Origin of the sequence: Rhodoplanes sp. (genome assembly GCF_013377085.1) — a bacterium.
Taxonomy (GTDB): domain Bacteria; phylum Pseudomonadota; class Alphaproteobacteria; order Rhizobiales; family Xanthobacteraceae; genus Rhodoplanes.
This window is the reverse complement of record NZ_JACAAX010000001.1, coordinates 95,567-119,995: the sequence shown is the minus strand read 5'-3', so window position 1 is coordinate 119,995 and position 24,429 is coordinate 95,567. Positions and strand designations below refer to the sequence as shown.

Sequence of the window (24,429 nt, the reverse complement as noted above, 5' to 3'; positions counted from 1 at the left end):
AGGCGCGCATCCTGGCCGGACCGGAGACGTCTCTCTCCGCCTTGTCGCCCGGGATTGCGTCCCGGTGCAGGAGGAGGCGACACGATGCCATCCGCGACCGCTTTGGCGAACGGAGAGCTCCTGCTCCTTTACGCCTTTCTCGCGATCGTCGCCCTGATCGTCCTGATCGCGCGGTTCAAGCTCAACCCCTTCATCGCCCTGATCGTCGTCTCGCTCGCCATGGGCGTGGCGGCCGGCATGCCGCTGCCGACCATCGTGACGTCGTTCCAGAACGGCGTCGGCGGAGTGCTCGGCTTCATCGCCGTGGTGGTGGCGCTCGGCACCATGCTGGGCAAGCTCCTGGCCGAATCCGGTGGCGCCGAACGCATCGCCAAGACCTTGATCGACCTGTTCGGCGAGAAGCGGGTGCACTGGGCCATCATGTTCGTCGCCTTCATCGTCGGCATGCCGGTGTTCTTCCAGGTCGGCTTCGTCCTCCTGGTGCCGCTGGTGTTCGCCATCGCCAAGCGCACCGGCACGTCGCTGATCATGGTCGGGGTGCCGCTGGTCGCCGGCCTGTCGATCGTGCACGGCATCGTGCCGCCGCATCCGGCCGCCATGCTGGCGGTCGGCGCCTTCAAGGCGGATGTCGGCCTGACCATCATCTACGCCATCATCGTCGGCCTGCCGGCGGCCGCCCTCGCCGGCCCGATCTATGGGAAATGGATCTCGCCGCGCATAAAACTGCCCGAGCACAATCCGCTCGCCGAGCAGCTCGTCGGCCAGCCGCGTGAAGACCTTCCCGGCTTCGGCGTCTCGGTCTTCACCGTCCTGCTGCCCGTGATCCTGATGGTCGGATCGAGCCTCGCCGACCTCACGCTGGCGGCCGGCACGCCGCTGCGCAACACGCTGAACTTCATCGGCAACCCGGTGATCTCGCTGCTCGTCGCCCTGCTGGTCGCCTTCTGGACTTTTGGCGTGCGGCGCGGCTTCGACCGCGACCAATTGTTGAAGTTCACGACCGACTGCCTCGCGCCGACCGCGACCATCCTGCTGGTGATCGGTGCAGGCGGCGGCTTCAACCGCGTGCTGCTCGACTCGGGCGTCGGCAAGGCGATCGCCGACCTCGCCCTGCAGCTCCAGGTGCCGCTGCTCGTCCTCGCCTTCGTGGTCGCCTCGGTGATCCGCGTCGCCACCGGCTCGGCGACCGTCGCGCTCACCACGGCGGCCGGGATCGTCGCCCCGATCGCCGCCGCCGTGCCGGGCACGGTGCGGCCGGAACTGCTGGTGCTCGCCACCGGCGCCGGCTCGATCATCCTGTCGCATGTCAACGACAGCGGCTTCTGGCTGATCAAGGAGTATTTCAACATGTCGGTCGAGCAGACGCTGAAGACCTGGACGGCGCTGGAGACAATTCTCGCCGTGTCGGCCTTCTGCTTCACGCTGCTGCTCGCCGCCGTCGTCGGAACCGGAGCATCGCCATGATCGTCGTGCTGATGGGCGTCTCGGGGTCGGGCAAGACCACGGTCGGGCTCCTGTTGGCCGAACGGCTCGGCTGCGGCTTTTCGGATGCCGACGGCTTTCACCCGCCGAAGAATGTCGAGAAGATGCGGGCCGGCATCCCGCTGACCGACGACGACCGCTGGCCGTGGCTGCACGCGCTGCGGGCCGCCATCGAGGGCTGGGAACGCGAGGGCGTCGACCGCGTCGTCGCCTGCTCGGCCCTGAAGCAGGTCTATCGCGACATCCTCGCGCCGCGCGACGATGTGACCTTCGTGTACCTGAAGGGATCGGCCGCCGTGATCGGGCCACGCCTCGCCGCGCGTACCGGCCACTACATGAATCCAAAGCTGCTCGACAGCCAGTTCGCGGCCCTCGAGGAGCCGGCCGGCGCCCTCACGGTCGACATCGCCGGCACCCCCGGCGAGATCGTCGCCGACATTTTGGGCAAGCTCGGCCGGATCGCGCAGCCCGGCTTGTCGCCGCCGGCGGCGTGATCCATGGTGGGCGCCCTGTCCTCGCGCCCGCCTCCCGCATGGCCCTGAAAAACGTCCTGATCGGCAGCCCCGTTCCGCGCCTCGAGGACCGCCGCTTCGTCACGGGCCGCGGCAAGTATGTCGGCGACGTCGCCGTGCCCGGACGGTTGTGCGCCGTTTTGGTGCGAAGCCCGCTCGCCCACGGCGTTTTGCGCGGCGTCGACACCGGGGCCGCCCGCGCGTCGCCGGGCGTGCACGCCGTCATTACCGCCGCCGACATTGTTCGCGACTTGGGCGCCGTTCCCAAAATACCGCTGCGGCAGGATTCCTCGCCCGACTTTGTGCGCGCCGCGCAACCGGTCTTGGCGAGCGACCATGTCCGCTATGTCGGCGAGCCGGTGGCCCTGGTCGTCGCCGAAAGCGCGGCACTGGCCGAGGACGCGGCCGAGCTGGTCGGGCTCGATATCGAGGCGCGGCCGGCCATCGCCAGCATCGCGGCGGCGCGCGACATGCGGGCACAGCTCTTCGAGAAAATCCCCGACAACCGGGCCGGCACGCTGCACGGCCTGCGCGGCGACGCCGCCGCGGCTTTTTCGCGCGCCGACTACACCCGCCGCGAAACGTTCCGGATTCACCGCCACACCGCGATGCCGATGGAGCCGCGCGGCCTGCTCGCCGACTGGGACGCCGCGGCCGGCCGTCTCACGGTGCACGGCGCGGCGAAAGTTCCGTCCGCCAACCGGCGCATCCTGGCTGCCCAGCTCGGCCTGGCCGAGGACGCGGTGACGCTCATCGAGGATGACGTGGGCGGCGGTTTCGGGGTGCGCGGCGAGTTCTATCCGGAAGACTTTCTGATCCCGTTCGCCGCCAAGGCGCTGGCGCGACCGGTGCAGTGGATCGAGGACCGCCGCGAGCATTTTCTGGCCACCAACCATGCGCGCGAGATGGAGTGTGATCTGGAGATCGCCTGCATGCGCGACGGCACCATGCTGGCGCTGCGCGGCCACGCCAGCATCGACCTCGGCGCCTATGTGCGCACCACCGGCGCCACCCCGGCCCGCAGCCTCGCCCAGTTCCTGGCCGGGCCGTATCGCATTCCCGATGTCGCGCTCGACGTCGACCTGATGCTCACCACCAAGACGCCGGTCGGCACCTACCGCGGACCCGGCCGGTTCGAGCCGGATTTCCTGCGCGAACGGCTGATCGACATGGCTGCCAAGGATCTCGGCCTCGATCGGGTGGAATTCCGCCGCAGGAACCTCGTCACCCGAGACGAGATGCCGTGGCGACTTTCCACCGTCACGCCGCTCGGCCTCGATTCCGAATGCGACAGCGGCGACTACCCCGAGACCTTCGCACGTTGCCTGAAAGAGTTCGGCTGGGCCGAGAAGACCGCGCTGCAAGGCGCGCTGATCGACGGCCGCCGGCACGGCATCGCGGTCGGCTGCTATTTCGAGGGAGGCTCGCCGGGTCCGCGCGAAAACGCCATGCTGCGGCTGGAACAGGATGGCCGCGTCAGCGTCCATGTCGGCTCGTCGGCCCTCGGCCAGGGGCTCGAGACCGTGATGGCGCAGATCGCCGCCGACGCGCTGGAGCGGCCGCTCGCCGCCATCGCCCGCGTCGTCCACGGCTCGACCGACGCGGTGCGCGACGGCTTCGGCTCCTACTCGTCGCGCTCGGTGGTGATGGGCGGCTCCGCCGTGCTGGCGGCGGCCGAGATACTGAGAGCATCCATCTGCACCACGGCGGCCGAAAAGCTAGGATGCAAAGCTGAGGAGCTGACACTCGACGACGAGATCGTGCGCGCTCCCGACGGCCGCAGCATCGCGCTGAAAAATCTCGCCGGCGGCGTGCCGGACGCCGAGGGCACGTTCGCGGCCAATGCCCGCGCCTACAGCTACGGCGCCCATGCTGCGCAGGTCGCGGTCGATCCCGCGACAGGGCACGTGCAGGTGATCTCCTACGTCGCCGTCGAGGATGTCGGGCGGGTGATCAATCCGGCGACCCTGCACGGCCAGACGGTCGGCGCCATCGTCCAGGGGCTCGGCGGCACGCTGCTGGAAGAGCTCGTCTACAACGACGACGGCGAGCTCTTGACCGCCTCGCTCGCCGACTACCTGCTGCCGACCGCGGCCGACGTGCCGCCGATCTCGGCGCAGGCGATCGATCTGGTGCGCGCGCCCGGCAATCCGCTCGGCGCCAAGGGCGGCGGCGAAGGCGGCATCATCCCGGTCGGCGGCGTCATCGCCAATGCGGTCGCGAACGCGCTGTCGTATCTCGGCATCGAGCCGTGCGCGCTGCCGCTGTCGCCCCAGCGCGTGTGGCAGATGATCAAGGAGGCGGAGACCGAGACAGAATGATGTCGTCATTCCGGGGCGCGCCGAACGGCGCGAACCCGGAATCCAGCCCCGTGCGCTGGCGCCCGCTGTGCGGCTGGATTCCGGGTCTCGGCTGCTGACGCAGCCTCGCCCGGAATGACCGGAGCATGGGTGACGCCGCGCCCCCACGTTTGCACCCTCCCGCCCCCACCCCTATGCTGCCGCTCCCGCCCTGCGCCCCGCCAACCACACCGCGAAACCCATGACCGACTCTCCCATCGCCTCCGTCGACCTCGTGCACATCGCCCTGCCCACAAGGCGCGAGCACAAATGGACCGGCCTCACCGAGCCGATCGGCGGCTATGTGCTGGTGAAGATGACGGACCGCGACGGCCGCATCGGCTGGGGCGAGGCGCCGGCCCTGAAGGACTGGGGCGGCGAGTTCGGCCGCTATTTCGGCGAGAGCCCCGGCACCACCATGCAGGTGATCGAGGCCTATCTGGCGCCCGCCGTCACGGGCGCGCTGCCCGGCGACATCATCGACCTGCATGCCCGCATGGACCGCATCATCAAGGGCTTTCCCTACGCCAAGGCAGCCGTCGAGTTCGCCGCCTGGGATCTCGCCGGCAAGCAGTGCGGCCTGCCGGTGCACCGCCTGCTCGGCGGCGCCGCGCGCAAAACAATCCCGGTGACGCATTCGATCGGGCTCCTCGGTTTCGAGGAGGCCGAGCGCGAGGTGGCGAAGGTTGTCGCTGAGGGCATTCGCACCATAAAAATCAAGGTGGGCGTCGATCCGGAGCGCGACGTCGAGATGGTGAAGCGCATCCGCGACACGGTCGGCCCGAAGACGACGCTGTGCGTCGACGCCAACCAGGGCTATGCGACGCCGGGCGAGGCGATCCGCACGTTCAGAAAGATGGAGCACTGCGAGCTGAAGTATTTCGAGCAGCCGGTCGAAGGCATCGAACGGCTGGCCGAGGTGGCGCGCGCCATCGACGCCCCCGTGATGGCCGACGAGAGCGCCTGGAACGCCCATGACGTGATCCAGATCGTGGAGAAGCGCGCCGCCCAGATCGTGTCGATCTACACCACCAAGCCGGGCGGTCTGTTCAAGGCCATGGAGGTCGCGGCGGTCTGCCGCGCCGCCGGCATCATCTGCAACGTCAACGGCTCGGTCGAGACCGGCATCGGCAATCTCGCCAATATTCAACTCGCCGCGGCGGCGCCCGCCGTGGTGCTGTCCTGCGTCGTGCCGGTGTCGACGCCTGTGGAGTTCTTGGGCGAGCGCGTCGGCGGCATCTACTACAAGGACGACCTGATCGCCGCGCCGATGCGTCTCGTCGACGGCGCCATCGTGCTGCCCGACGGCCCCGGCATGGGCATCGCCGCCGACGAAGCCAAGATCGCGAAGTACGCCGTGAAGAGGTGAAGCCGGGCGAGCCTACTGAAGGATTCCGTCATTCCGGGGCGCTGCGAAGCAGCGAGCCCGGAATCCATAACCACGGTGTCTGTGAGTATGGATTCCGGGCTCGCGGGCCTTTGGCCCGCGCCCCGGAATGACCAGCTCATCACACCACCCTGTACCCGCGCGGAAACTGCTGCAGCGTACGGAATCCGTCGTCGGTGACCAGCACCAGATTGCCGGTCTGCACGCCGGCCCTGCCGTCGCGGGTGACGACGTTGGGCTGGACGACCAGCGCCATGCCGGCCTCGAGCACGAGATCCGGGATGGTCGCCGACGGACGGCTCGCGGTGCCGAGCACGGGCGGCAGATAGCCGCCGCCATAGCCGTGCACCAGGTCGTCGATCACGGTGAAACCGGCCTCCTCGATGCCGCGCGAGGCCTCGACCAGCTCGCGCGCATGCGTGCCGGGCTTTACCCGCGCCAGCACGGCGTCGAGCGTCGCGTCCGCCACCGCATGCAGCTCGCGATAGAGCGCATTGGGCTCGCGGCCGATGAAGAAGGTGCGCAGGACCTGCCCCGTATAGCCCCAATAGTCGACGGAGAGCTCACAGCTCAATACGTCGCCGACCGTCAGCACGCGGCCCGACGGATACTGACGCGGCACCGCGACGTCGGGCGCATCCATGGTGGCCGTGTGGACGTAGTGGATGAAATTGGTGCCGCCGGTGGACAGATACGCGCCCTGCACCAGCGCGACGAGCTCGCGCTCGTTCAGCCCAGTCCGCGCGCCTTCGGCGAGCGCCGTGACGGCGATATCCGTGAGGCCGGCGGCGAGCTCCAGCCAACGCACCTCCTCGGGTGACTTGATCATCCGGGCCTGAGCATAGGCGCGGTTCATGTCGAGCAGGCGAAACCGCGACGCCAGCCGCTCGCCCTCGGCATATGGCAAGCGCCCGATGACGCCGACGGTGGCGCGCCCCGTGATGGCGAGGTCGCTCGTCGCTATACCGATCGTCTCGACCGCCCGGGCGACGGCGCTGCGGTCGCCCCACAGCACCTCGGTGCTCCGGGCGAGCTTCTTGGCGAGCGGCAGATGGTTGTAGTGCTGCACGAACATCTTTCGCGGCGTGCCCGGCACGATCACGGTGACGGCCTCGGCCGTCACCGGCCATCCGGTGATCCAGCCGGTCGCCGTGCCGGCCCGCATCGCCTCGGCGACGATCAGCGCATCGAGGCCGTTCGCCGCCATCATCTCGGCGACGATCTTTTCGCGCCGCTGCATCTCGGCATCGGAGAAGTGCGGATAGTCGGCGCCGAGCAGATCGCCGAAGCGTGACTTCAGCTCCGCGTGTAGTTCGGAGACGGTCGGCATGAATGCCTCCTCTGAGCCCGACTTCCTCTCACACGTCATTCCGGGACGCCGCGAAGCGGCGAGCCCGGAATTCATAACCCCGGCCTGTGAATATGGATTCCGGGCTCGCGGACTTTCAACCCGCGCCCCGGAATGAGGGCGTAACAACACGCGATACGTCCCCGGCCGTGCCTCACTTCGAGAACGGCTTCTCCTTCTCGAGCCGCGCCACCGCCTCCTTGGCGATGGAGAGGTCGAACAACCGCTCGGCCGAGACCTTCTTCTCGACGAAGTCGTAATAGTCGGCCCAGTAGTCCTGCATCTTCATGATCGAGGCGACGTTCGGCTGGCCGTCCTCGTTGACGTACGACCAGAACGGCGCGATCGCCTTGACGGTCTCTGGCTTCTGCAGCGCCGTGGTGCGAGCCAGGATGTCGACGATGTCGGGATGCTGGTCGGGCGCCGCGGCGGCGGCGTTGAACTCCTTCGCACCCTGCAGATAGGCCATGGCGAAACGCACCAGCACGTCGCGCTTTTCACGCACCAGCGCCTGCCGGGTCGCGAACACCCCGATGGTGCCGTCGGGATCGATGGTGTCGCCGGTGGCGATCATCGGGCCCCAGCCGTTCTTCTCGGCGAAAAAGCCGAACTGATAGGCGAGGTCGGTGCCGTCGATCTGGCTCTGGCCCAGCATCTTCATGAGATCCGGCTGCGGCACGTTGGTGACCCAGGTGACGTCCTTGCGGGGATCGAGCCCAGCCCGCTGCAACGCCAGCGAGAACACATATTGATTGATGCTGCCCGTGCCACTGACGCCGATCTTCTTGCCCTTCAGCTTGCCGAGATCGGCGAGCGTCCTCACCCCGGCGGCGGCCATGTCCTTGCTGACATTGATGACCGTGTAGCCACGCCCGGCCTTGTTGTTGCCGCGGTCGAGGATGACCACCAGCGGCGCGCCGCGGGCGATCGAGTTGAACAGGCTGGCATTGGCCGTCATGAAGGTGAGGTCGAGCTCGCCGGCGATCAGCGCCGGCACGGCCTGCTGGCCGTCGATGAACATGCGCTTCTCGACGTCGATCCCGACCGTCTTGAAGTAGCCCTTCTGCTCGGCGACCAGGAAGCCGCCGCCGGTGATGAACGGCCCCTCCCCGACCCTCACCACGTCGGCGGCGCGCGCCGCCTGCGGTCCCGCGAGTTGCGGTCCTGCGAGCGACAGCACCGCGCCGACGACCGCCATCATCAAGCCTGACGCCTTCATGACCGCCTCCTTCGATGGATCGTTTCAAAGTGGATTGCTGCAGACGTCACTGTCACGCCGGGACCCGCCGTACGGCGGGCGCAGCGGGCTCGGTCACCGGCCACGCCGAGGCGAGCCGCGACGACAGGCCGGCGCTCTCGACGATGCTGCGCCCGATCGCCTCGGCCTCGCGTAGCACCTCGTGCGGGTCGGGGCCATGGCTGAACACGCCGTCGCGATAGACGACCTCGCCGTCGACCAGCACCACCTTGGCGTCGGACCCCTTGCCGGCGCAGACGAAGGCGGAAAGCGGCCGCAGCAGCGGACCGACATGGGGCCGGCGCATGTCGAACACCGCGATGTCGGCGCGCTTGCCCGGCTCCAGCGAGCCGATCTCGGCTTCCAGCCCCGCAGCACGCGCCCCCTCGATGGTCGCCATCTCGATGGCGCGCTCGACCGAGATGCGGGTCGGGTCGAGGTGGCGCTGGTGCTGGAACAGCACGCAGGCCTTGATCTGCTCGAACATGTCGTCGGTGTAGTCGACCATCGGCCCGTCGGTGCCGAGCGCCGTGACGATGCCGAGCCGCGAGGCGTTGGCGGCCGGGCCGATGCCGCCGCCGCGAATCGCCTCGCTGGTCGGCGTGTAGACCAGGCTCGCCCCGACATGCGCCATCTGCTCGAGATCGAGCTCGGTGCAATGGATGCAGTGGGCGAGAATCCAGCGCTCGTCGAGCACGCCGAGCTGCATCAGGTAGCGCACGTCGGTGCGACCGGTCTCGCGCAGATGCTTGAGGAAGCCCTTCTCCAGCGAAAATGTGCCGCCGGCGATGTGGCTGGAGATGCGCAGGTCGAGGTCGCGGGCGAGCGCATAGCCGCGGACGATCAGCTCCTCGGTGCTCATGCCAGACGCGGTCCAGTGGGCGTTCGCCTCGATCACCATGGCCATGCGCACGAGGCCGCCATGGGTGCCATCCCAGCGCCGCGCCTCCTCGGCGAATGCCAAAAGCGACTCGTCGAGCGACAGCGGATGCGCCGTGAAGCGGGCATTGCGGCAGCGCAGCTCCTTGGCGAAGATCTGGCGGATGCCGAGCTCGGCCTGCGGCGCGATGATCGCCTTCACGGTCTCGGGGCGCGTCACCGTGACCGAGTGGTTGAGCGAGCAGGTCGTGCCGGTCGCCAGCATCTCCATGCCGCACTGGAAGCTCGCGACCCGCATCGCCTCGTCGGAGAGCCGCGACACTAGCGGGAAGACCAGATCCGTGATCCAGTCCTCCAGCAGCAGGCCGTCGGCCAGCCCCTTGAACAGCACATACCAGTGGTGCTGGTGCAGATTGATCAGGCCCGGCATGACCAGGCAGCCGTCGGCGTCGATCACCTCGTCGATGCCATGCAGCGACGCGACGTCGAGGTATTGCACGACCTTCTCGATGCGGCCATCGGCGATCAGCACGGCGCCGCCCGGAAAGACGTTGCGGTCGCGGTCGACCGTGACCACCAGTCCGTTGTTGATCAGGATGCGGGCCATGTCTCAGCTCTTTCCCACGGCCCAGGGAGCGACCCAGCGGTCGATCGCGCCCTGCGCCTTCATGATCACGCCGCCGAACACCGCCAGCGCCACCAGGCTGGCGAACACCTTCTCGGTCTCCATCACCTGGCCGAAGCGGATCAGCAGATAGCCCATGCCGCTCTGGTTTGAGCCGCCGATCATCTCGGCCGCGACCACCAGGATGATGGTGACGCCCATGCCGAGATGGAGCCCGGCGAAGATGCTGGGGATCGCGGCCGGGATCACCACGTTCATCTGCACCTGCCGCGTGTTGGCGCCGAGATCGCGGGCCGCCTTGACCAGCTCCTGGCTGGTCTGGCGGATGCCCGCATAGGTGCTTATCACCACCGGGAAGAAGGCCGTGATGGCGCTGATGGTGAGGATATAGGCCTCGCCGGTGCCGAGCCAGATGATCAGCAACGGAATCAGGGAGATCTTGGGCAACGGATAGAGCGCGGCGATCCACGGATCGATCACACGCTCCAGAACCTTGGACATGCCCATCAGCACCCCGACCAGCACGCCGAGCACGCCGGCGACCAGGAACCCGGCCATGATGCGCATGAAGGTGACGGCGAGATTCCAGGGCAGCGAGCCGTCGGCGATCATGGCGACCAGATAGCGGGCGACGCTCGACGGCGCCGGCAGGATGATGGGCGCGATGTCGCCGCCGCGCACCGCGATCTCCCACAGCAGCAGGAACAGCACCACGGAGAGCGACGGCAACAGCCGCAGCCACAACGGGTCGCGGCGCTTTCTCGCCGGTCGACCGCTTCTCGCACGCGCGCTCACGCTCATGCGATCGCCTCGTCTTGCTGACGCATGGCGTTGAGCACCTCCTCGCGGATCAAATGAAGAATGCGGTCGTAGAGCTCGCCGAACTCGTGGGTGTTCACGAGTTCCTGGGTGCGCGGCCGCGGCAGGTCGATCTTGATGACCTCCTTGATGCGGCCGGGCCGCGCCGTCATCACCACCACCTCGTCGCCGAGCAGGATCGCCTCGTCGATCGCGTGGGTGACGAACAGCACGGTCTTGCGCATGCGCTCGAAGATGCGCGTCAGCTCCTCCTGCATGACGATCTTGGTCTGCGCGTCGAGCGCCGCGAAGGGCTCGTCCATCAGCAGGATCGGCCGGTCCATGATCAGGGCGCGGGCGAGCGCGACGCGCTGGCGCATGCCGCCGGAGAGCTGGCTGCACGCCTTCTCCTCGAAGTTCTTCAAGCCGACCGAGGCGATCAGCGCGCGGGCCCGGTCGTAGCGCTCGTCCCGTGCCACGCCGGCCATCTCCAGGCCGAACGCGACATTGTCGATCACGTTGCGCCAAGGAAAGAGATTGAGCGACTGCCACATCATCACCGAGCGCTCGCCGGGCCGCGCCGGCGGCAGCGACGGGTTCGCCGGATCGACGATGCGGATGGTGCCCGAGGTCGCCGTCTCGATGCCGCCGACGATCTGGGCGAGCGTGCTCTTGCCGCAGCCGCTCGGGCCGAGCAGACAGGTGAGCGTGCCGGACTTGAAATGGTGGTCGATGCCGTCGAGCGCGCGCACACCGGCGCCGCCGTCGTCCCACACCTGCACCAATTTCTCGACGATGATGTCCATTGCGGGGAGCTCGCAGGTCGGACCGGAGCTGCGGGTGTCGCAGATCCATTGACGTTAAGTATCTTAACGTTGAGCTTTTCATTTGCAATGGCCCTTCGTCAAGCTCATTATGCAGGCGAAGTGCCGCAATCGAGGGCTCGTGATGTCTGCAGTCGCATACGCCGATCCGCCGCGCCGGAAGCCTGAACGATCGGCGTCATCGCCGGGCTCGACCCGGCGATCCATCACTTCGAGACGACGACCCTTCTTCGTCGTTCCGATGGATGCGCGGGTCGAGCCCGCGCATGACGGCGCTCCGGATCGATCGCGCGACGGCTGACATGACCACCGACCTTTCAGACTCCGTCGAACGCCTGCTCGCCGAATGGCGACGCGAGCGGCCCGACATCGATCCCTCGCCGGTCGGCGTGCAGGGTCGCATCATGCGGCTCGCCGCCCATCTGCTGCGGCAGACCGACTCTTGGCTGGGGCCGCTCGGCCTCTCCTGGGAGGCGTTCAGCGTCATCGTCACGCTGCGGCGCTCGGGCAAGCCTTACGAGATGCGGCCGACCGACCTGCTGGCGGAATCGCTCCTCACCTCGGGCGCCATCACCAATCGCATCGACAAGGTCGAGGCGCTCGGGCTGATCGAGCGGCGCCCGGACCCGAGCGACCGCCGGGGCGCCCTGATCCGCCTCACACCGGCCGGCAAGCGCGTCGCCGACCGGGCGATCGCCGACCATTTTGCCGGCGTGGACGGAGTGCTGACCGTTCTGGCACCGGCCGAGCGGCGGCAACTGGCGACACTGCTGGCCAAGCTGCTGGTCGCCGTCGAGGAGGCGCCGAAGCCGGCTCGCCGGGCGGAGCTGCGCTCAGGGCGTCTGACCGCCCGGGCCGACGAGGGCGCAGCGGTCGATCAGGCCGCGAAGCGTGGTCCCCAGCGCAGCCGTGGCGCCGGGCGCGGCGACGCAGGCCGCCGCCACGTAGCGGTCGGGCCGGACGGCCAGGAGCACGTCCCGGCCCGGCGGTAGCCAGCCGGCCAAGAGGCCGGCGACGTCGCGACCGGTCGGCACGTCCGAGGGGTCGGGATCGGGAGTCTGGTCGGCCGGCAGCACTGCCACGCGACGAAGGTTTGGCAGCCCGAACTCGACGTCGGCCGCCGCGGCGAGCAGCGCCGGCGCGCCAGCGCCGTACGCGACCAGTCCAAACCCGTCGCCCAAAAGATCGTCGAGCCGGCCGCGACTGCGGTCCAGCCGCTCCAGCTCCGGCTGCGGCAGCATGCGGCCGGCGACGCCGAGGCCGCCGTCGTCGGCCACCACGAAGCCGTCGCGGTAGAACGGCTTCGGCTTGTACTTCATCTGGGCGAACCAGGCCTGCACGGGTGGCACCAGGCCGGCGAGCCGGAAGCCGTTGCGCACCAGCACGCCCTGCAGGGGCGAGGTCGGCATCATCACCCGGCCCATGGTCACGGCGAGTTTTATCAATGCCCAGGCGTGCGGTGCGCGCTCGACCTGATAGGTCGACAGAAGGCCCGGCGACAGCTCTCCCCTGGTCACGGCGGCGAGCTTCCAGGCGAGATTGTGGGCATCGCGCAGCCCGCTGTTCATGCCCTGCCCGGCGAAGGGCGGCGACAGATGCGCAGCGTCGCCGGCGAGAAAGATGCGCTCCGAATTCCAACGGTCGGCGATGCGAGCGTGGAAGGTGTAGACCTGCCGGCGCACGACAGGCGCATCGGCGTCGGGCCCGTGCGCCGCGAGCAGGCTTTTTACGAAAGCCGGGTCGGTCGCCGCCGCGTCGTCCTCGTCGTCGCGCAGCATGACCTCGTAGCGGCGGATGCCGCCGGGGCCCGGCAGCGTGATCAGCGGGCGGGCGGGGTCGCAGACCACCCGGGTCTGGCGCAGCCGTTCTTTCGTTGCGCCGAGATCGACGATCAGCCAGCGCTGGCGGTAGGTCGAGCCCGCCATGGTGGCGCCGACGATTTTCCGAAACATGCTGCGCCCGCCGTCGCAGGCGGCGACGTGACGGGCGCGCAGCGACACCGGCGCGCCGTCCGGATCGCGCAGCGTCAGCGTCACGCCGGAAGAATCCTCCGCCGCACTCTCGCAGGCATGGCGGAACAGGGTCGCGATATTGGAAAAGCGTGCGAGGCCGGCCCGCAGAGTCGCCTCGAGCCGCGGCTGCTCGAAGGCATTGCGCTTGGGAAATCCGTATTCGCGGCTGGTCGGCTCGACGGCGAGGAATCGCCGCCCGTCCGGGCCGAAATAGCGCGAGCCGTAGTCGAGCGCGACGTCGCGCAACACCGCATCGATCAGCCCGGCGGCCTGCAGGGTGCGCAGCGACTCGTCGTCGATCGAGACGGCGCGCGGCTCGCGCACCGTACCCTCGTTGCGCTCGACCAGCACGACGGAGACGCCGGCGCGGCCGAGCAGATTGGCGAGCGTCAGCCCGGTGGGCCCGGCGCCGACCACGGCGACGTCGCAGGCGAGCGCCGTCATGACGCCCCCGTGCCCGCCACGCCGCCCGTGGATGCGCCGAGTTGATCGACCAGCAGGCAGGCCGAGGCCAACAGCATCAGCACCAGTCGGTGCTCGAGCCCGGCGTCGAGCCGGGCGGCCTCGACCACCAGGCTGAGGCTCGCCGCGATGCCGAGCTCCGGAACCGCGATCGGCACGGCGAGACCGGCGAGCCCGTCGTCGATCTCGCCGCGGCTCACGCAGTGGCCGCGTTTCCTGATCACCGAGAGGATGTCGCGCAATTCGGTGATCTGCGCGAGCGGCGTCGCCTCGCCCTCGATGCGCGCGATCAGCCGCAGCAACCGGCGCGCCGGCAACTGCGCCAGGATCGTCTTCGAGGTGGCGCCGCGGGTCAGCGGCATCGGCCGGCCGCGCTCGTAGCTCGGCCGCCGCGGCAGCGCACCCGTACGCGTGTCGGCGACGCACATCACGGTGTCGCCGAAGAGCCGCGCCAGCAGCACGGCGCACGGCACGCCGGCCTGGTGGGCGACATCGGCCAGCCGCGGCTCGCCCAGGCGCATCAGCGGGTCGGTGAGCCGCACCAGCCGGTCGAATTCGACGAAGGCGGCGCCGAGCCGGTAATGCGCCTCGGTCGCCGGCTCGAGAAACGCCGCCGCGACCAGCTCGCGCACCGCCCGGTAGACGCTGCTCGCCGGCTGCCCGAGCGCCGACGCCATCTCCGGGACCGTCCAGACGCATCGCTCCTCGTCGAACAGGCGCAGGATGCGGACGAAGCGTGCGAGCCCCACCATGGTCACGTGGTTCCGGTCTCGTCGACGACGCCGTTGCGCAGGTGCCCGATGCCCTCGACCGCGACCTCGACGATATCGCCGGGCTTCATGAAGAGCTGCGGCTCGCGCTTGAAGCCGACACCGCCGGGCGTGCCCGTGACGATCACGTCGCCCGGCGCAAGCGGCGTGAAGGCCGACACATAGGCGATGATCTCGGCGATCGAGAAGATCATATCGCCCAGCACGGCCTTCTGCACCACCTGCCCGTTCAGCGTCGTGGTGATGGCGCGGTGATCGAGCCCGTCGACCTCGTCCGGCGTCACCAGCGCGGGGCCGAGTGGACAGGTGCCGAGAAAGTTCTTGCCCGGCGTGAACTGGATGGTGTGGCGCTGCCAGTCGCGCACCGAGGCCTCGTTGGCGACCGTATAGCCGGCGACCAGGGCCAGTGCATTGTCCTTCGGCACGCGCCAGCCGGGCCGGCCGACGATCACGGCGAGCTCGCCCTCGTAGTCGAGCGCCTGCGACACCGCGGGCCGCACGATCGACGCCTCGTGGCCGATCAGCGTGTCGGCGAAGCGCCCGAAGATCGAGGGATAGGCGGTCGGGGCGCGCTCGGTCTCGCGCCGGTGCTCCTCGTAATTGTGGCCTACGCAGAGGATCTTTGTCGGGCTCGGAATCACCGGATCGTAGCCGAACTCGCCGGCGGCGAAGTCGGTCGTGCCCGACGGGTCGGCGAAGTGCATGCCGAGCGAGAGTGCGTGCAGATAGGTCTTGAGATCCGGCACGACGGCGCCGAGCCGCGCGCCGAGATCGTGCACGCCGGCGCCGACGACGACGCCGAAGCTGCGGCGCCCCTGCGCCGTGAACGAGACGAATTTCATTTGGATTGCCTCACCGCTCTCACATGACTCTCACGGCCTCATGCTGAGGAGCCCGCGCAGCGGGCGTCTCGAAGCATGTGGCCGCCCCCGTCCTTCGAGACGCGGACCTTCGGTCCGCTCCTCAGGACGAGGGTGGGCTTGGTCTCACGACCGCATGATGGCGCGACCCCACAGATTGAGGGTGCGCTCCTCGTGCGGCCATTCCTTCACCGGGCGATCGTGGATCACCTCGAGCTCGGCCGAGACCTCGATCCAGTTGCCGTCCGGATCCTCGATGAAGATGAAGAGGTTGTTGCCCGGCCCATGGCGGCCCGGGCCCCACATCAGCGTCACGCCGTGCGCGGCGAAGCGGTCGGCCCAGTCGCGGATCGTGTCCCACTCGCCGGCCTCGTAGGCGTGGTGGTCGATGCCGGCGCGGTCCTGCAGGAAGCAGGCGAGGTTGTGGTGCTCGTGATTGCCGCGCATGAAGCAGGTGGTCACCCGGCCGGTCGCGTCGACCACCCGGTCCGCCACCGCAAAACCGAGCTTTTCCGCGTAGAAGCCCTCGATCGCTCGCACGCTCTTGGTGGCGAGCGTCAGGTGCTGGACGGGCCCGCGCAGACCGCGGCGCGGCGGCTCCGGCTGGGCGAGGCCGAACACGATGGTGTTGTGGTCCGGGTCCGTCACGGCGAAGGCGCCGGGGCCGAACAGCGGCGTCACGATCGGCGTCGGCGCCAGCCCGTGCGCCTCCGCCCGGGCGCACAGGCCGTCGAGCCCGTCCTGGTCGCGCAGCGCAAAGCCGGCATGGCCGAGCGTCTTGGCCGGCCCGTCGCTCAGGATCAGGCGGCGCCCCGGCCCGGCCAGCATGAAGGTGCCGCCCCGCGGCCCCGACTGCAGGTCGACCACGGCCATATCCATGACCTCGGCATAGAAGCTCGCAAGGCCGGCCGGATCCGGGGTGTACAGATGCAGGTGATGCAGATAGGCGCCGGCCTGGACGGCTGTGAGCATCTCTTCCTCCATTATGATTTTTTGATAATTCTATACCAGAATGATATCCGACTTCTCATAAACTGCAAGGCGATGCCTTGTTTCAGGGTGGAGTCCGGTCGCGGCGGCGTCCCTCGCGGACAGCAGCCGCATCGCGCACGGCGCGGCGGACGATCGCCGCGAAGGAGCGCGGGGCGGCGGGCCGCTCGCGCCCGTGCACCCACAGGAGGCCGGGGATACGGCGCGGCGTCGGGCCTTCGAGGGCCACGGCGCTCAGGTCGGTGCCCCTGATGGCCCGCGCCGGCACGACCGCGGCGATGCCGGAGCGGCGCGCCATCTCCAGCATGGCGCCGATGGTGTTCATCTCGACCACGACGGCCGGCTCGGCCCCGGCGGCCTCGAACCAGCCGTCCAGCATGCGGCGCGTGGCGAAGCTGCGGGTGAGCAGGATCACGGGGAGGCGATGCAGCTCGCTCATGCGCAGGCGCTTGCGCGCCGCGAGCGGGTGGCTCGGCGGCACCGCGAGGGCGAGCTCCTCCTCGTAGAGCGGCTCGAAGGCGATCGGTCCGCCGGACACCGGCTCGTAGGCGATGGCGACATCGAGCGCACCATCGCAAACCCGCGTCTCGATCACGGGTGCGGCGAGATCCTCGATGACGAGGCGGACAGCGGGGTGCCGCGCCAGGAACATCGCAGCACAGCGCGGCATCAGCTCGAGATTGACGCTGTGGACGGCACCGACCCGCAGCGTGCCGGTGATCTGCTCGGGGTCGCCGCGCACCAGGCGGACCGCCTGGTCGATGTCCTGGAGAGCCTTGGCAATGCCCGGCAGCAACGTCTCGCCGGCCTCGGTCATCACCACGCGCTTGCCGATCCGGTCGAACAGCCGCACGCCGAGCTCGTCCTCGAGCTGGCGGATCTGGTGCGACAGGGTCGGCTGGGTGACGTGCACCTGGGCGGCCGCCCGCGTGAAGCTCAGGCGCTCGCCGAGCGCCGCGAAGTAGCGCAGATGCCTGAGCTCCATGGTTCACTCGCCTCCTCGTCGCGCGCTCGATGCGCGCTCATGGCCGCACGGTGCAGCCTCGCGGACGCGGGCTCGCATCGGCGTCACCTTACGGTCCGTCGCACGATCGATAGACAGTGTCTATGTTGGTGATGCGGGCTATTCATTTTGTCATTGTGGCGAAGGCTCTTATGGTCGGGGCCCTGTCTCGCCCGGCACGGCCGACCCTTCGCCGGCCCAACCGGCAAAGCCCGCGGACCAGCCCGTGACCCGACGCGTCACCTTCACGTTCGACAACGGACCGACCCCGGGCGTCACCGCGGGCGTGCTGGACATCCTCGCCCGGCGCGGGCTGCAGGCGACCTTCTTCGTGATCGGGCAGAAGCTGCGCGCCCCCGCGGCCGCCGCCCTGGCGAGCGAGGCGCATGCGGCCGGCCACTGGATCGGCAATCACACCTTCACGCATTCGGTCGCGCTCGGCGAGCGCACCGACGCCGCCTATGCGGCCCACGAGATCGAGGACACCCAGGCGCTGATCGGGACGCTGGCGCATCCCGACAAGCTGTTTCGGCCCTACGGCAAGTCGGGCCGCATCGGCCCGCATCTGCTCAGCCGCGCCGCCGTCTCGTTGCTGCAGGCGCAGCGCTATTCGTGCATCCTGTGGTCGAGCGTGCCGCGCGACTGGTGCGACCCGGACGGCTGGGTCGACCGCTGCATCGCCGACGTCACCGCCCGCGACTGGACCGTGGTGGTCCTGCACGACGTCGTCGGCGCCTGCCTGCCGCACCTATCCGAGCTTCTCGACCGGCTCGACGACCTCGGCGTCGAGTACCGGCAGGACTTTCCCGAGGATGTCGTGCTGATGCGGACCGGCACGCCCGTGCACCTGTCCGACGCCTATATGTCCGAGTCCGACCTGCCGGACGTCGCGCCGGCCGACTGCTGAAACCACCTGACGTCGAGCCGATCGGGGCGGCGCCGCCTGCCCAAAGCCAAATCGCCTGCCGAGGCGGACAAGAATCCGCCCACCCGGTCGCCCAAGGAGCCGCCCCATGTCCGTGCCGTTCCGCGCCCCCATTCGACCTCTCGCCAAATCCTTCGCAACTGGCCTCGCCGCCGTCGCCCTCGCCGCGGTGACCCTCGCCGGCCTGCCCGACGCGGCACGGGCGCAGACCTATCCGTCGCGATTCGTCCGCATGGTGGTGGCGTTCGGACCCGGCACTACGACCGACATCGTCACCCGCCTGGTCGGCACCGCGCTTGCGGCCGATCTCGGCCAGCCGGTGGTGATCGAGAATCGGCCCGGATCGGGCGGCGCCATCGGCACGGCCGCGGTCGCCAAGTCCACGGCCGACGGCTACACGCTCACCATGGGCACGGTCGGCACCCACGCCATCAATGCCGGCCTGTTCCCGCGTCTGCCCTACGATCCGCTCAAGGACTTCGTGCCGATCGCACTGATCGGCTACACGCCGACCCTGCTGGTCGTCTCGGCCAGCACGCCGGTGCGCAGCGTGGCGGACCTGGTCGCCCTGGCGAAATCGCGGCCGGACGGCATCAACTTCGCCTCCGCGGGCAACGGGACCTCGGGCCACCTGGCGGGCGAGTTTCTCAAGAACAAGACCGACACCAAGATGGTCCACGTTCCCTACAAGGAGGGCGGGATGGGCGTTTCCGACGTCATCTCGGGCCAGGTGCAGTTCATGTTCTACCATCCGGCCGCCGTGATGCCGCACGTCCAGAACGGCACGCTGCGCGCCATCGCGACCTCGAGCGCCCGCCGCAGCATGGCGGCTCCCGACGTCCCCACCATGATCGAGCAGGGTTTTCCGGGCTTCGACCTGGTCGCTTGGTTCATCCTATACGCGCCGACCGGCACGCCCGACGCCGTGGTGACGCGGCTGCGCGAGGCAACCGGCCGCGTGCTCGGCAATCCCGAGGTCGCCGCCCAGCTCCAGGCCCAGGGCGTCGAGCAGTTGCCCCTCGAGGGGGAGGCCCTGACGGCCTTCGGCCGCGACGAGGTGGCGAAGTGGACCGACCTCGTCAAGATTTCCGGCGCCCGGGTCGAATAAGGCACTGCTCTGCATCTCTGACGTGCCCGAATCGCCGTGACGGGCGTTGAAGGCGGAGCGCTGTCGGCTTATATCAACCGCTTCCACGCCAGACACCATGGTGGCCGGAGGACGGGGCGAGGCGCCTCGGATCGGCCCGTGCCATGCGACCGGAGATTGAATGAGCCGCTTCCGAGACACCGAGCTTCAGGACCGCCAGGGCAACGCCGCCGCCGCCAAGAAGGCCCTCTTGGAAAAATTCCGCACCGCCGTGGCCGATCCGGCCCTGGAGGAACGCCGCGCCGCCATGGAGACCGAGCGCCTCGCCCGCAAGGCGGAGCGCGACGCCGCCCGCGCCAAGCGCGAGGCCGAGGCGGCCGAGAAGGCCGCCCGGGACGCCGAGATCGCCGCAAAGCTGAAGAAGGAAGCCGACGAGGCCGCTGCCAAGGCCGCCGCCGAGAAGGCCGAACGCGATGCCATCGAGGCTGCTGCGGCCGCCGAGGCCGAGGCTGCCCTCAAGGCCGAGCAGAAGGCGGCGCGCGACGCCCGCTACGCCGCCCGCAAGGCGGCCAAGAAGGAACGCCGGCGCGGCTATTGAGGCCGTCGGCTGGAGGCGCCGCGTCGCGACGCCGCGCCTCAATCCTTGCGCTCGTCGCCCATCACGCCGGCGAGCGCCCAGTTCTCCTTCGGCACCTCGTGGATGATCACGTGCAGGTTGTCGGGCTTGGCCCCGGCATGCGCCACCATGGCGTCCGTGATGGCGCGCACCAGCGCGCGCTTCTGCGCCTGCGACCGGCCGGTCCACATCTCGACGGTGACGACGGGCATGCTGTTCCTTTCTGCGGGTGGCCCTGCGACAAGTGAGGGCTGATGCTCCGACGGCCGTACCGTGCGCGGTGCGGAAGAAATCCGTCAGTGCTCGTCCTGAAGAACGTGCTCGATGCGGGCCCTGATGCCGCGCCACTGGCTGGCCCCGACCGTGACGGGCGCCCGGCTGCCGAGCCCGCGCCCCCAGATCGCCCTGCGGCCGAATCGCTTCGCCGTCTCGAAGTCGACGCCGCCGGGCGGCGCGGCAAGATCGACGATCAGGGCGCTCTCCCGCAGCACGCCGAGCACATTGGCGCCGACGACCCGCGACGGCACCGTCGAGAACAAGAGATCGAGCCGCGGTGCGAGATCGGGCAGCGCCTCGAGCCCGTGCGCCGTCGCGCCGGCCACGAAGGCGGCCGCCCGCTGCTCGGGATTGCGTGCCACCACATGCGTCTTCGCCCCGAGCGCCACGAGATAGCGCGCCAGCACCGTGCCGATGGTGCCCTGCCCGATCACGCAGGCCTCGGCATTGTGGATGGTCACGTCGGTGTTCTCGATGACGATCTTCAGCAGCCCCTCGATGATGGCCGGCGTGCGCTCCAGCATCAGGGCGCGGTCCCACTCGTATTCGTGGATGCCGATCGACAGCGCCTCGCAATGCTTCTTCAGGTTGTCGTCGGCCCAGCCGAGGATGATGTGGGCGCGCGGCTGCATGCCGGCCAGCATGGCGCGATCGGGAATGATCGGCTTCGGTGCGGTCGGCGCGAACAGCGCGCCGCTCGGCGCGATGCCGGGAATCGGGAACAGTGCGAACTTGGCACCCTTCAGCACGGCGGCGGGGTCGTCGAGCCGCGTCACGCGCTTGATCCCGCACTCGGGCCAGGGAAAGCCGTGCACCCGCACCTCGGCGCCGGTCGCGGCGGCGAGCCGAGCGATCTCCTGCTCGCGACGGTCGCCGCCCAGCATGGCGATGACGAGCTTCGACCAGTCGATGATAGCCACGGGGATTGCCTTCGGTCCGCTACGGGACCGCCAGTTTGGTCCGCCGCTTCGCCGCCCGCAATGGCCTTGCGTCGATTGCGGCAGGCAGGTCCCCACTCGTCATGGCCGGGCCGGCGCGCAGCGCCGAGACCCGGCCATCCATCGTTTCGGAAAAGTTGTTTCGAAGGGATGGATGCGCGGGTCTTCGCCCGCGCATGACGGCGGAGTCCGGGGCAACTGCCCGCATATTGGCGCGCCGATTGCGTCCGGATAGACTCGATGGCACCCAAACGGCGCCGGCGCGGCGCCGTCCTCCCGCACCCCCGGCCGTTCCGAGCAAGGACGATTTTCCGTGCGCACCCTGATCGAAAACCTCGAATTCGTCCTCACGGTCGACAAGACCGACACGGTGCTGTCGAACGCCTCGGTGGTGGTCGACGGCGAGCGCTTTTCCGACGTCGGTCCGGCCGCCGTGATCGCATCACGTTACGGGCGCGAAACCTTCGATCGCATCGTCGACGGCTCGCGCTTCGGCATGACGCCGGGCTTCATCGACTCGCACGTGCACCTCTCCGAAACGCTGTCACGCGCCGTCTTTCCTGATTGTCTCGCCACCCGCGCCTGGGTGTTCCACTGGGCAAAGCCGTTCTATGCCAACGTGACGGGCGAGGACGAGGTGGTCGGCGCCACCCTCGGCATGGCCGAGATGCTCCGCTGCGGCACCACCTGCTTTCTCGACATGGGCGCGCAGAGCGACGTGCGCGGCGTCGTCGAGGCGATCGACAAAATCGGCATGCGGGGCATCACGGGCCGCCACGCCGCCGACGTGCGGCCCGCCGTGATCCCGCCGGGCTGGACCGAGGAGATGATGGCCCATCACTTCTTCCCGGATGCAGCGACGGCCCTGAAGGCGCTGGAGCGCACCGTGAAGGATTTCGACGGTGCCGGCGGCGGCCGCGTCCGTTGCTGGTGCAACATCGAGGGCAAGGAGCCGTGCAGCCTGGAGCTGCATGTCGGGGCCCGCGCGCTCGCCGAAAAGCTCGGCGTCGGCACCACCTATCATCTCGCGACCTCCATCGAGGAAGCGCATGTGTGCGAGCGCAAGCACGGCCTGTGGCCGATCTCGCGCATCGCGGCGCATGGCGGGCTCGCCTCCAACCTGGTGATCGCCCATTGCGTCGCCGTGCAGGACGACGAGGTCGGGCTGATGGCGGACGCCGGCACCAAGGTCGCGTTCTGCCCGGGCACCGCCGTAAAACTCGCCAAGGGCGCGACCCGCATCGGCAAGTATCCCGAGATGATGGACGCCGGCATGGACGTCGGGCTCGGCACCGACGGCGTCTCGGCCGGCGGCACCATGAACCTGATGCGCCAGCTCTACATGGTGGCCGGCATGTTCAAGGACAGCCGGATGGACTCGACCCTGGTCGGCGCCCGCAAGGCCCTTCGCATGGCGACCATCGAGGGGGCGCAGGCGCTCGGCTGGGCCGCCGAGATCGGCTCGATCGAGAAAGGCAAGCGCGCCGACTTCGTGCTGTTCGACCTCGACCATTTCGAATGGGTGCCGTACGGCGACCCGCTGCAGGCGGTGGTCTACTCGTCGAGCCCCGCGTCGATCGCGCAGACCTGGGTGAACGGCCGCGCCCTTTTCGAGAACGGCCGCGTCGCCACGGTCGACGAGAAGTCGCTGCACGTGGAGGCCCGCCGCCGCGCCGCCGACGTCGTCCGCCGCGCCGGCCTGGTGATGGGCCAGACGCCCGTGGTGACGACCACGTATGATTGAGGTGGATCGCGTTCTTCGTAGGGTGCAATGAGCGACAGCGAATTGCACCAGTAAGGCGCGACGTCGGCTCACTCAAGAATTCATTCGGTCGGTTCGGCGCAATTCGCTGCGCTCATTGCGCCCTACGCCTGCCACCACCCGCGCAAACGACCGCTCGACCGCGCTCCTGGTCAGATCCCGGGTGATGAAGACGAGCCGCGAGGCGTGGTCGTCGTCGGGCCAGGCCAAAAGTTCCTCGGGCGGATAGAGCACGTGCTGAACGCCATGCACCACCACGGGCCGGGTGCGACCGCGCACATTCAGCACGCCCTTGAGCCGCAGGATCTGCTCGCCGCGCGCGGCGAGCAGCAGCTCGAGCCATTGCGTCAGGGTGGGCCAGTCGAGCGGGGCGTCGGCGCGCAGGCAGAAGCTGGCGACCCGGTCGCTGTGGCGGTCGGGTGCATGCGCGTCTGACTCGTCATCGTGATGCGCGTCGAGGCGATGCGCGTGATGATCATGCGACGCGGCCGCCTCGGCGGCCAACCACGTGTTCACGTCCGCGTTGCGGGCATCGAGCCCGAAAATCTCGCCCTCGAACAGGGCCGCCGGCGACGGGCCGGCGTCACGCGACGCCTCGAATCGCTGCGCCGCCGGATTGAGCGCAGCAAGTCGCGTCCACAGTCGTTCGCGCAAGAACGGCTCGGTCAGGTCCGTCTTGGTCATCACCAGGCGGTCCGCCATGGCGGCCTGCTTGACGGCCTCCGGCCACGTCGCGAGCGTCGCCTCGCCGTGGGTCGCGTCGACCGTAGTGGTCAGCCCGGCGAGCCGCATGTGCGGGACGAGCCGCGCGTCTGTCATCAGTGTGTGGACGATCGGGGCCGGATCGGCGAGCCCGGTGGTCTCGATGACGATGCGGCGGAACGCCGGCAGGTCGCCCGCCGCGCGGCGTGCCGCGAGATCGGCCAGCGTCTCGACCAGCTCGTTCCTGACCGTGCAGCACAGGCAGCCGGACTCGAGCAGCACGACGTCTTCCTCCAGCCGCCGCACCAGCAGATGATCGATGCCGACCTCGCCGAGCTCGTTGATCAGCACGGCCGTGTCGCCCATCGCCGGATCGGCGAGCAGCCGCGCCAGCAGCGTCGTCTTGCCGCTGCCGAGAAAGCCGGTGAGGATCTGGACCGGGATCATGTCGGTCGTGAGCGAACAGCCAACGCCGTCATTCCGGAAGCCGACCGAAGGTCGGCTGTCCGGAATCCATAACCCCTGTCCGTGTGTATGGATTCCGGGCTCGCCGCTATGCGGCGCCCCGGAATGACGGAGAATTGCTGATCGCCAT

At 69.1% G+C, this 24,429-nt stretch carries 21 protein-coding genes and 1 pseudogene; 9 read left to right on the top strand and 13 right to left on the bottom strand.

Annotated elements, in window-relative coordinates:
* The first annotated feature begins 84 nt into the window (after nucleotides 1-84).
* From HXX10_RS00460 to HXX10_RS00445, 4 genes are all read left to right on the top strand, one after another.
* Nucleotides 85-1,464, top strand: a complete 1,380-nt coding sequence (locus HXX10_RS00460) for a GntP family permease (RefSeq protein ID WP_296519371.1) — start codon at nucleotides 85-87, stop codon at nucleotides 1,462-1,464.
* Nucleotides 1,461-1,976, top strand: a complete 516-nt coding sequence (locus tag HXX10_RS00455; RefSeq protein WP_296519370.1) for a gluconokinase — start codon at nucleotides 1,461-1,463, stop codon at nucleotides 1,974-1,976. The genes HXX10_RS00460 and HXX10_RS00455 overlap by 4 nt, the downstream gene beginning before the upstream one ends.
* 38 nt (nucleotides 1,977-2,014) lie before the next feature.
* Complete coding sequence (locus HXX10_RS00450) at nucleotides 2,015-4,315, top strand: xanthine dehydrogenase family protein molybdopterin-binding subunit (protein WP_296519369.1); 2,301 nt, start codon at nucleotides 2,015-2,017, stop codon at nucleotides 4,313-4,315.
* A gap of 220 nt (nucleotides 4,316-4,535) precedes the next feature.
* A complete protein-coding gene (locus HXX10_RS00445; protein ID WP_296519368.1) occupies nucleotides 4,536-5,702 on the top strand; it encodes a mandelate racemase/muconate lactonizing enzyme family protein in 1,167 nt (388 codons plus the stop codon).
* A gap of 139 nt (nucleotides 5,703-5,841) precedes the next feature.
* Here HXX10_RS00445 and HXX10_RS00440 read toward each other — a convergent pair whose 3' ends face one another.
* The 5 genes from HXX10_RS00440 to HXX10_RS00420 form a co-directional block, all read right to left on the bottom strand.
* Nucleotides 5,842-7,050, bottom strand: coding sequence for a Xaa-Pro peptidase family protein (locus HXX10_RS00440; RefSeq protein WP_296519367.1), 1,209 nt, complete (start codon nucleotides 7,048-7,050; stop codon nucleotides 5,842-5,844).
* Between the two features lie 172 nt (nucleotides 7,051-7,222).
* Nucleotides 7,223-8,287, bottom strand: coding sequence for an ABC transporter substrate-binding protein (locus HXX10_RS00435; protein ID WP_296519366.1), 1,065 nt, complete (start codon nucleotides 8,285-8,287; stop codon nucleotides 7,223-7,225).
* A gap of 52 nt (nucleotides 8,288-8,339) precedes the next feature.
* Nucleotides 8,340-9,791, bottom strand: coding sequence for an amidohydrolase family protein (locus tag HXX10_RS00430; protein ID WP_296519365.1), 1,452 nt, complete (start codon nucleotides 9,789-9,791; stop codon nucleotides 8,340-8,342).
* Nucleotides 9,792-9,794: 3 nt separating this feature from the next.
* Entirely contained in the window at nucleotides 9,795-10,610 is an 816-nt protein-coding gene (locus HXX10_RS00425; RefSeq protein WP_296519364.1) for an ABC transporter permease, read from the bottom strand.
* Nucleotides 10,607-11,413 carry an ABC transporter ATP-binding protein gene (locus tag HXX10_RS00420; protein WP_296519363.1) on the bottom strand — a complete coding sequence of 269 codons (807 nt, stop codon included), beginning with the start codon at nucleotides 11,411-11,413 and terminating at the stop codon, nucleotides 10,607-10,609. Before HXX10_RS00420 ends, HXX10_RS00425 begins: the two co-directional genes overlap by 4 nt.
* Before the next feature lie 263 nt (nucleotides 11,414-11,676).
* Here HXX10_RS00420 and HXX10_RS28925 point away from each other — a divergent pair.
* Nucleotides 11,677-12,060 (top strand): annotated as a pseudogene (locus tag HXX10_RS28925) (MarR family winged helix-turn-helix transcriptional regulator); the annotation flags it as partial.
* Between the two features lie 204 nt (nucleotides 12,061-12,264).
* Here HXX10_RS28925 and HXX10_RS00410 read toward each other — a convergent pair.
* The 5 genes from HXX10_RS00410 to HXX10_RS00390 form a co-directional block, all read right to left on the bottom strand.
* Nucleotides 12,265-13,887, bottom strand: coding sequence for a bifunctional 3-(3-hydroxy-phenyl)propionate/3-hydroxycinnamic acid hydroxylase (locus HXX10_RS00410; RefSeq protein WP_296519362.1), 1,623 nt, complete (start codon nucleotides 13,885-13,887; stop codon nucleotides 12,265-12,267).
* Nucleotides 13,884-14,657: an IclR family transcriptional regulator C-terminal domain-containing protein gene (locus tag HXX10_RS00405; protein ID WP_296519361.1), complete on the bottom strand. Its 774-nt coding sequence runs from the start codon at nucleotides 14,655-14,657 to the stop codon at nucleotides 13,884-13,886. Before HXX10_RS00405 ends, HXX10_RS00410 begins: the two co-directional genes overlap by 4 nt.
* Nucleotides 14,658-14,659: 2 nt before the next feature.
* Nucleotides 14,660-15,517: a fumarylacetoacetate hydrolase family protein gene (locus HXX10_RS00400; RefSeq protein WP_296519360.1), complete on the bottom strand. Its 858-nt coding sequence runs from the start codon at nucleotides 15,515-15,517 to the stop codon at nucleotides 14,660-14,662.
* 144 nt (nucleotides 15,518-15,661) lie between these two features.
* On the bottom strand, nucleotides 15,662-16,507 hold the full coding sequence (locus HXX10_RS00395; protein ID WP_296519359.1) for a VOC family protein: 846 nt from the start codon (nucleotides 16,505-16,507) through the stop codon (nucleotides 15,662-15,664).
* Between the two features lie 82 nt (nucleotides 16,508-16,589).
* Complete coding sequence (locus HXX10_RS00390; protein WP_296519358.1) at nucleotides 16,590-17,510, bottom strand: LysR substrate-binding domain-containing protein; 921 nt, start codon at nucleotides 17,508-17,510, stop codon at nucleotides 16,590-16,592.
* Between the two features lie 244 nt (nucleotides 17,511-17,754).
* Between HXX10_RS00390 and HXX10_RS00385 the strand changes: the two genes are divergently transcribed.
* From HXX10_RS00385 to HXX10_RS00375, 3 genes are all read left to right on the top strand, one after another.
* Nucleotides 17,755-18,435: a polysaccharide deacetylase family protein gene (locus HXX10_RS00385; RefSeq protein WP_296519357.1), complete on the top strand. Its 681-nt coding sequence runs from the start codon at nucleotides 17,755-17,757 to the stop codon at nucleotides 18,433-18,435.
* A gap of 106 nt (nucleotides 18,436-18,541) precedes the next feature.
* A complete protein-coding gene (locus HXX10_RS00380; protein ID WP_296519356.1) occupies nucleotides 18,542-19,561 on the top strand; it encodes a tripartite tricarboxylate transporter substrate binding protein in 1,020 nt (339 codons plus the stop codon).
* 160 nt (nucleotides 19,562-19,721) lie between these two features.
* Nucleotides 19,722-20,138, top strand: coding sequence for a DUF6481 family protein (locus tag HXX10_RS00375; protein WP_296519355.1), 417 nt, complete (start codon nucleotides 19,722-19,724; stop codon nucleotides 20,136-20,138).
* Nucleotides 20,139-20,176: 38 nt separating this feature from the next.
* Here HXX10_RS00375 and HXX10_RS00370 read toward each other — a convergent pair whose 3' ends face one another.
* Together HXX10_RS00370 and HXX10_RS00365 are read right to left on the bottom strand one after the other, a co-directional pair.
* Nucleotides 20,177-20,449, bottom strand: a complete 273-nt coding sequence (locus HXX10_RS00370) for a 2-hydroxymuconate tautomerase (RefSeq protein WP_296519680.1) — start codon at nucleotides 20,447-20,449, stop codon at nucleotides 20,177-20,179.
* 3 nt (nucleotides 20,450-20,452) lie between these two features.
* Nucleotides 20,453-21,352 (bottom strand): dipicolinate synthase subunit DpsA, encoded by a 900-nt coding sequence (locus HXX10_RS00365; protein WP_296519354.1) that lies wholly within the window; start codon nucleotides 21,350-21,352, stop codon nucleotides 20,453-20,455.
* Nucleotides 21,353-21,683: 331 nt separating this feature from the next.
* Between HXX10_RS00365 and HXX10_RS00360 the strand changes: the two genes are divergently transcribed.
* Nucleotides 21,684-23,114, top strand: coding sequence for an amidohydrolase family protein (locus tag HXX10_RS00360; RefSeq protein WP_296519353.1), 1,431 nt, complete (start codon nucleotides 21,684-21,686; stop codon nucleotides 23,112-23,114).
* Nucleotides 23,115-23,186: 72 nt separating this feature from the next.
* Here HXX10_RS00360 and HXX10_RS00355 read toward each other — a convergent pair whose 3' ends face one another.
* A complete protein-coding gene (locus HXX10_RS00355; RefSeq protein ID WP_296519352.1) occupies nucleotides 23,187-24,281 on the bottom strand; it encodes a GTP-binding protein in 1,095 nt (364 codons plus the stop codon).
* Between the last annotated feature and the right edge of the window lie 148 nt (nucleotides 24,282-24,429).

Coding starts and splice junctions, on each gene's coding strand:
- HXX10_RS00460 (WP_296519371.1), top strand. CDS start 85: ATGCCATCCGCGACCGCTTTGGCGAACGGAGAGCTCCTGCTCCTTTAC.
- HXX10_RS00445 (WP_296519368.1), top strand. CDS start 4,536: ATGACCGACTCTCCCATCGCCTCCGTCGACCTCGTGCACATCGCCCTG.
- HXX10_RS00390 (WP_296519358.1), bottom strand. CDS start 17,510: ATGGAGCTCAGGCATCTGCGCTACTTCGCGGCGCTCGGCGAGCGCCTG.
- HXX10_RS00420 (WP_296519363.1), bottom strand. CDS start 11,413: ATGGACATCATCGTCGAGAAATTGGTGCAGGTGTGGGACGACGGCGGC.
- HXX10_RS00395 (WP_296519359.1), bottom strand. CDS start 16,507: ATGCTCACAGCCGTCCAGGCCGGCGCCTATCTGCATCACCTGCATCTG.
- HXX10_RS00425 (WP_296519364.1), bottom strand. CDS start 10,610: ATGAGCGTGAGCGCGCGTGCGAGAAGCGGTCGACCGGCGAGAAAGCGC.
- HXX10_RS00355 (WP_296519352.1), bottom strand. CDS start 24,281: ATGATCCCGGTCCAGATCCTCACCGGCTTTCTCGGCAGCGGCAAGACG.
- HXX10_RS00440 (WP_296519367.1), bottom strand. CDS start 7,050: ATGCCGACCGTCTCCGAACTACACGCGGAGCTGAAGTCACGCTTCGGC.
- HXX10_RS00410 (WP_296519362.1), bottom strand. CDS start 13,887: ATGACGGCGCTCGCCTGCGACGTCGCCGTGGTCGGCGCCGGGCCCACC.
- HXX10_RS00430 (WP_296519365.1), bottom strand. CDS start 9,791: ATGGCCCGCATCCTGATCAACAACGGACTGGTGGTCACGGTCGACCGC.
- HXX10_RS00450 (WP_296519369.1), top strand. CDS start 2,015: ATGGCCCTGAAAAACGTCCTGATCGGCAGCCCCGTTCCGCGCCTCGAG.
- HXX10_RS00400 (WP_296519360.1), bottom strand. CDS start 15,517: ATGAAATTCGTCTCGTTCACGGCGCAGGGGCGCCGCAGCTTCGGCGTC.
- HXX10_RS00405 (WP_296519361.1), bottom strand. CDS start 14,657: ATGGTGGGGCTCGCACGCTTCGTCCGCATCCTGCGCCTGTTCGACGAG.
- HXX10_RS00455 (WP_296519370.1), top strand. CDS start 1,461: ATGATCGTCGTGCTGATGGGCGTCTCGGGGTCGGGCAAGACCACGGTC.
- HXX10_RS00435 (WP_296519366.1), bottom strand. CDS start 8,287: ATGAAGGCGTCAGGCTTGATGATGGCGGTCGTCGGCGCGGTGCTGTCG.
- HXX10_RS00380 (WP_296519356.1), top strand. CDS start 18,542: ATGTCCGTGCCGTTCCGCGCCCCCATTCGACCTCTCGCCAAATCCTTC.
- HXX10_RS00375 (WP_296519355.1), top strand. CDS start 19,722: ATGAGCCGCTTCCGAGACACCGAGCTTCAGGACCGCCAGGGCAACGCC.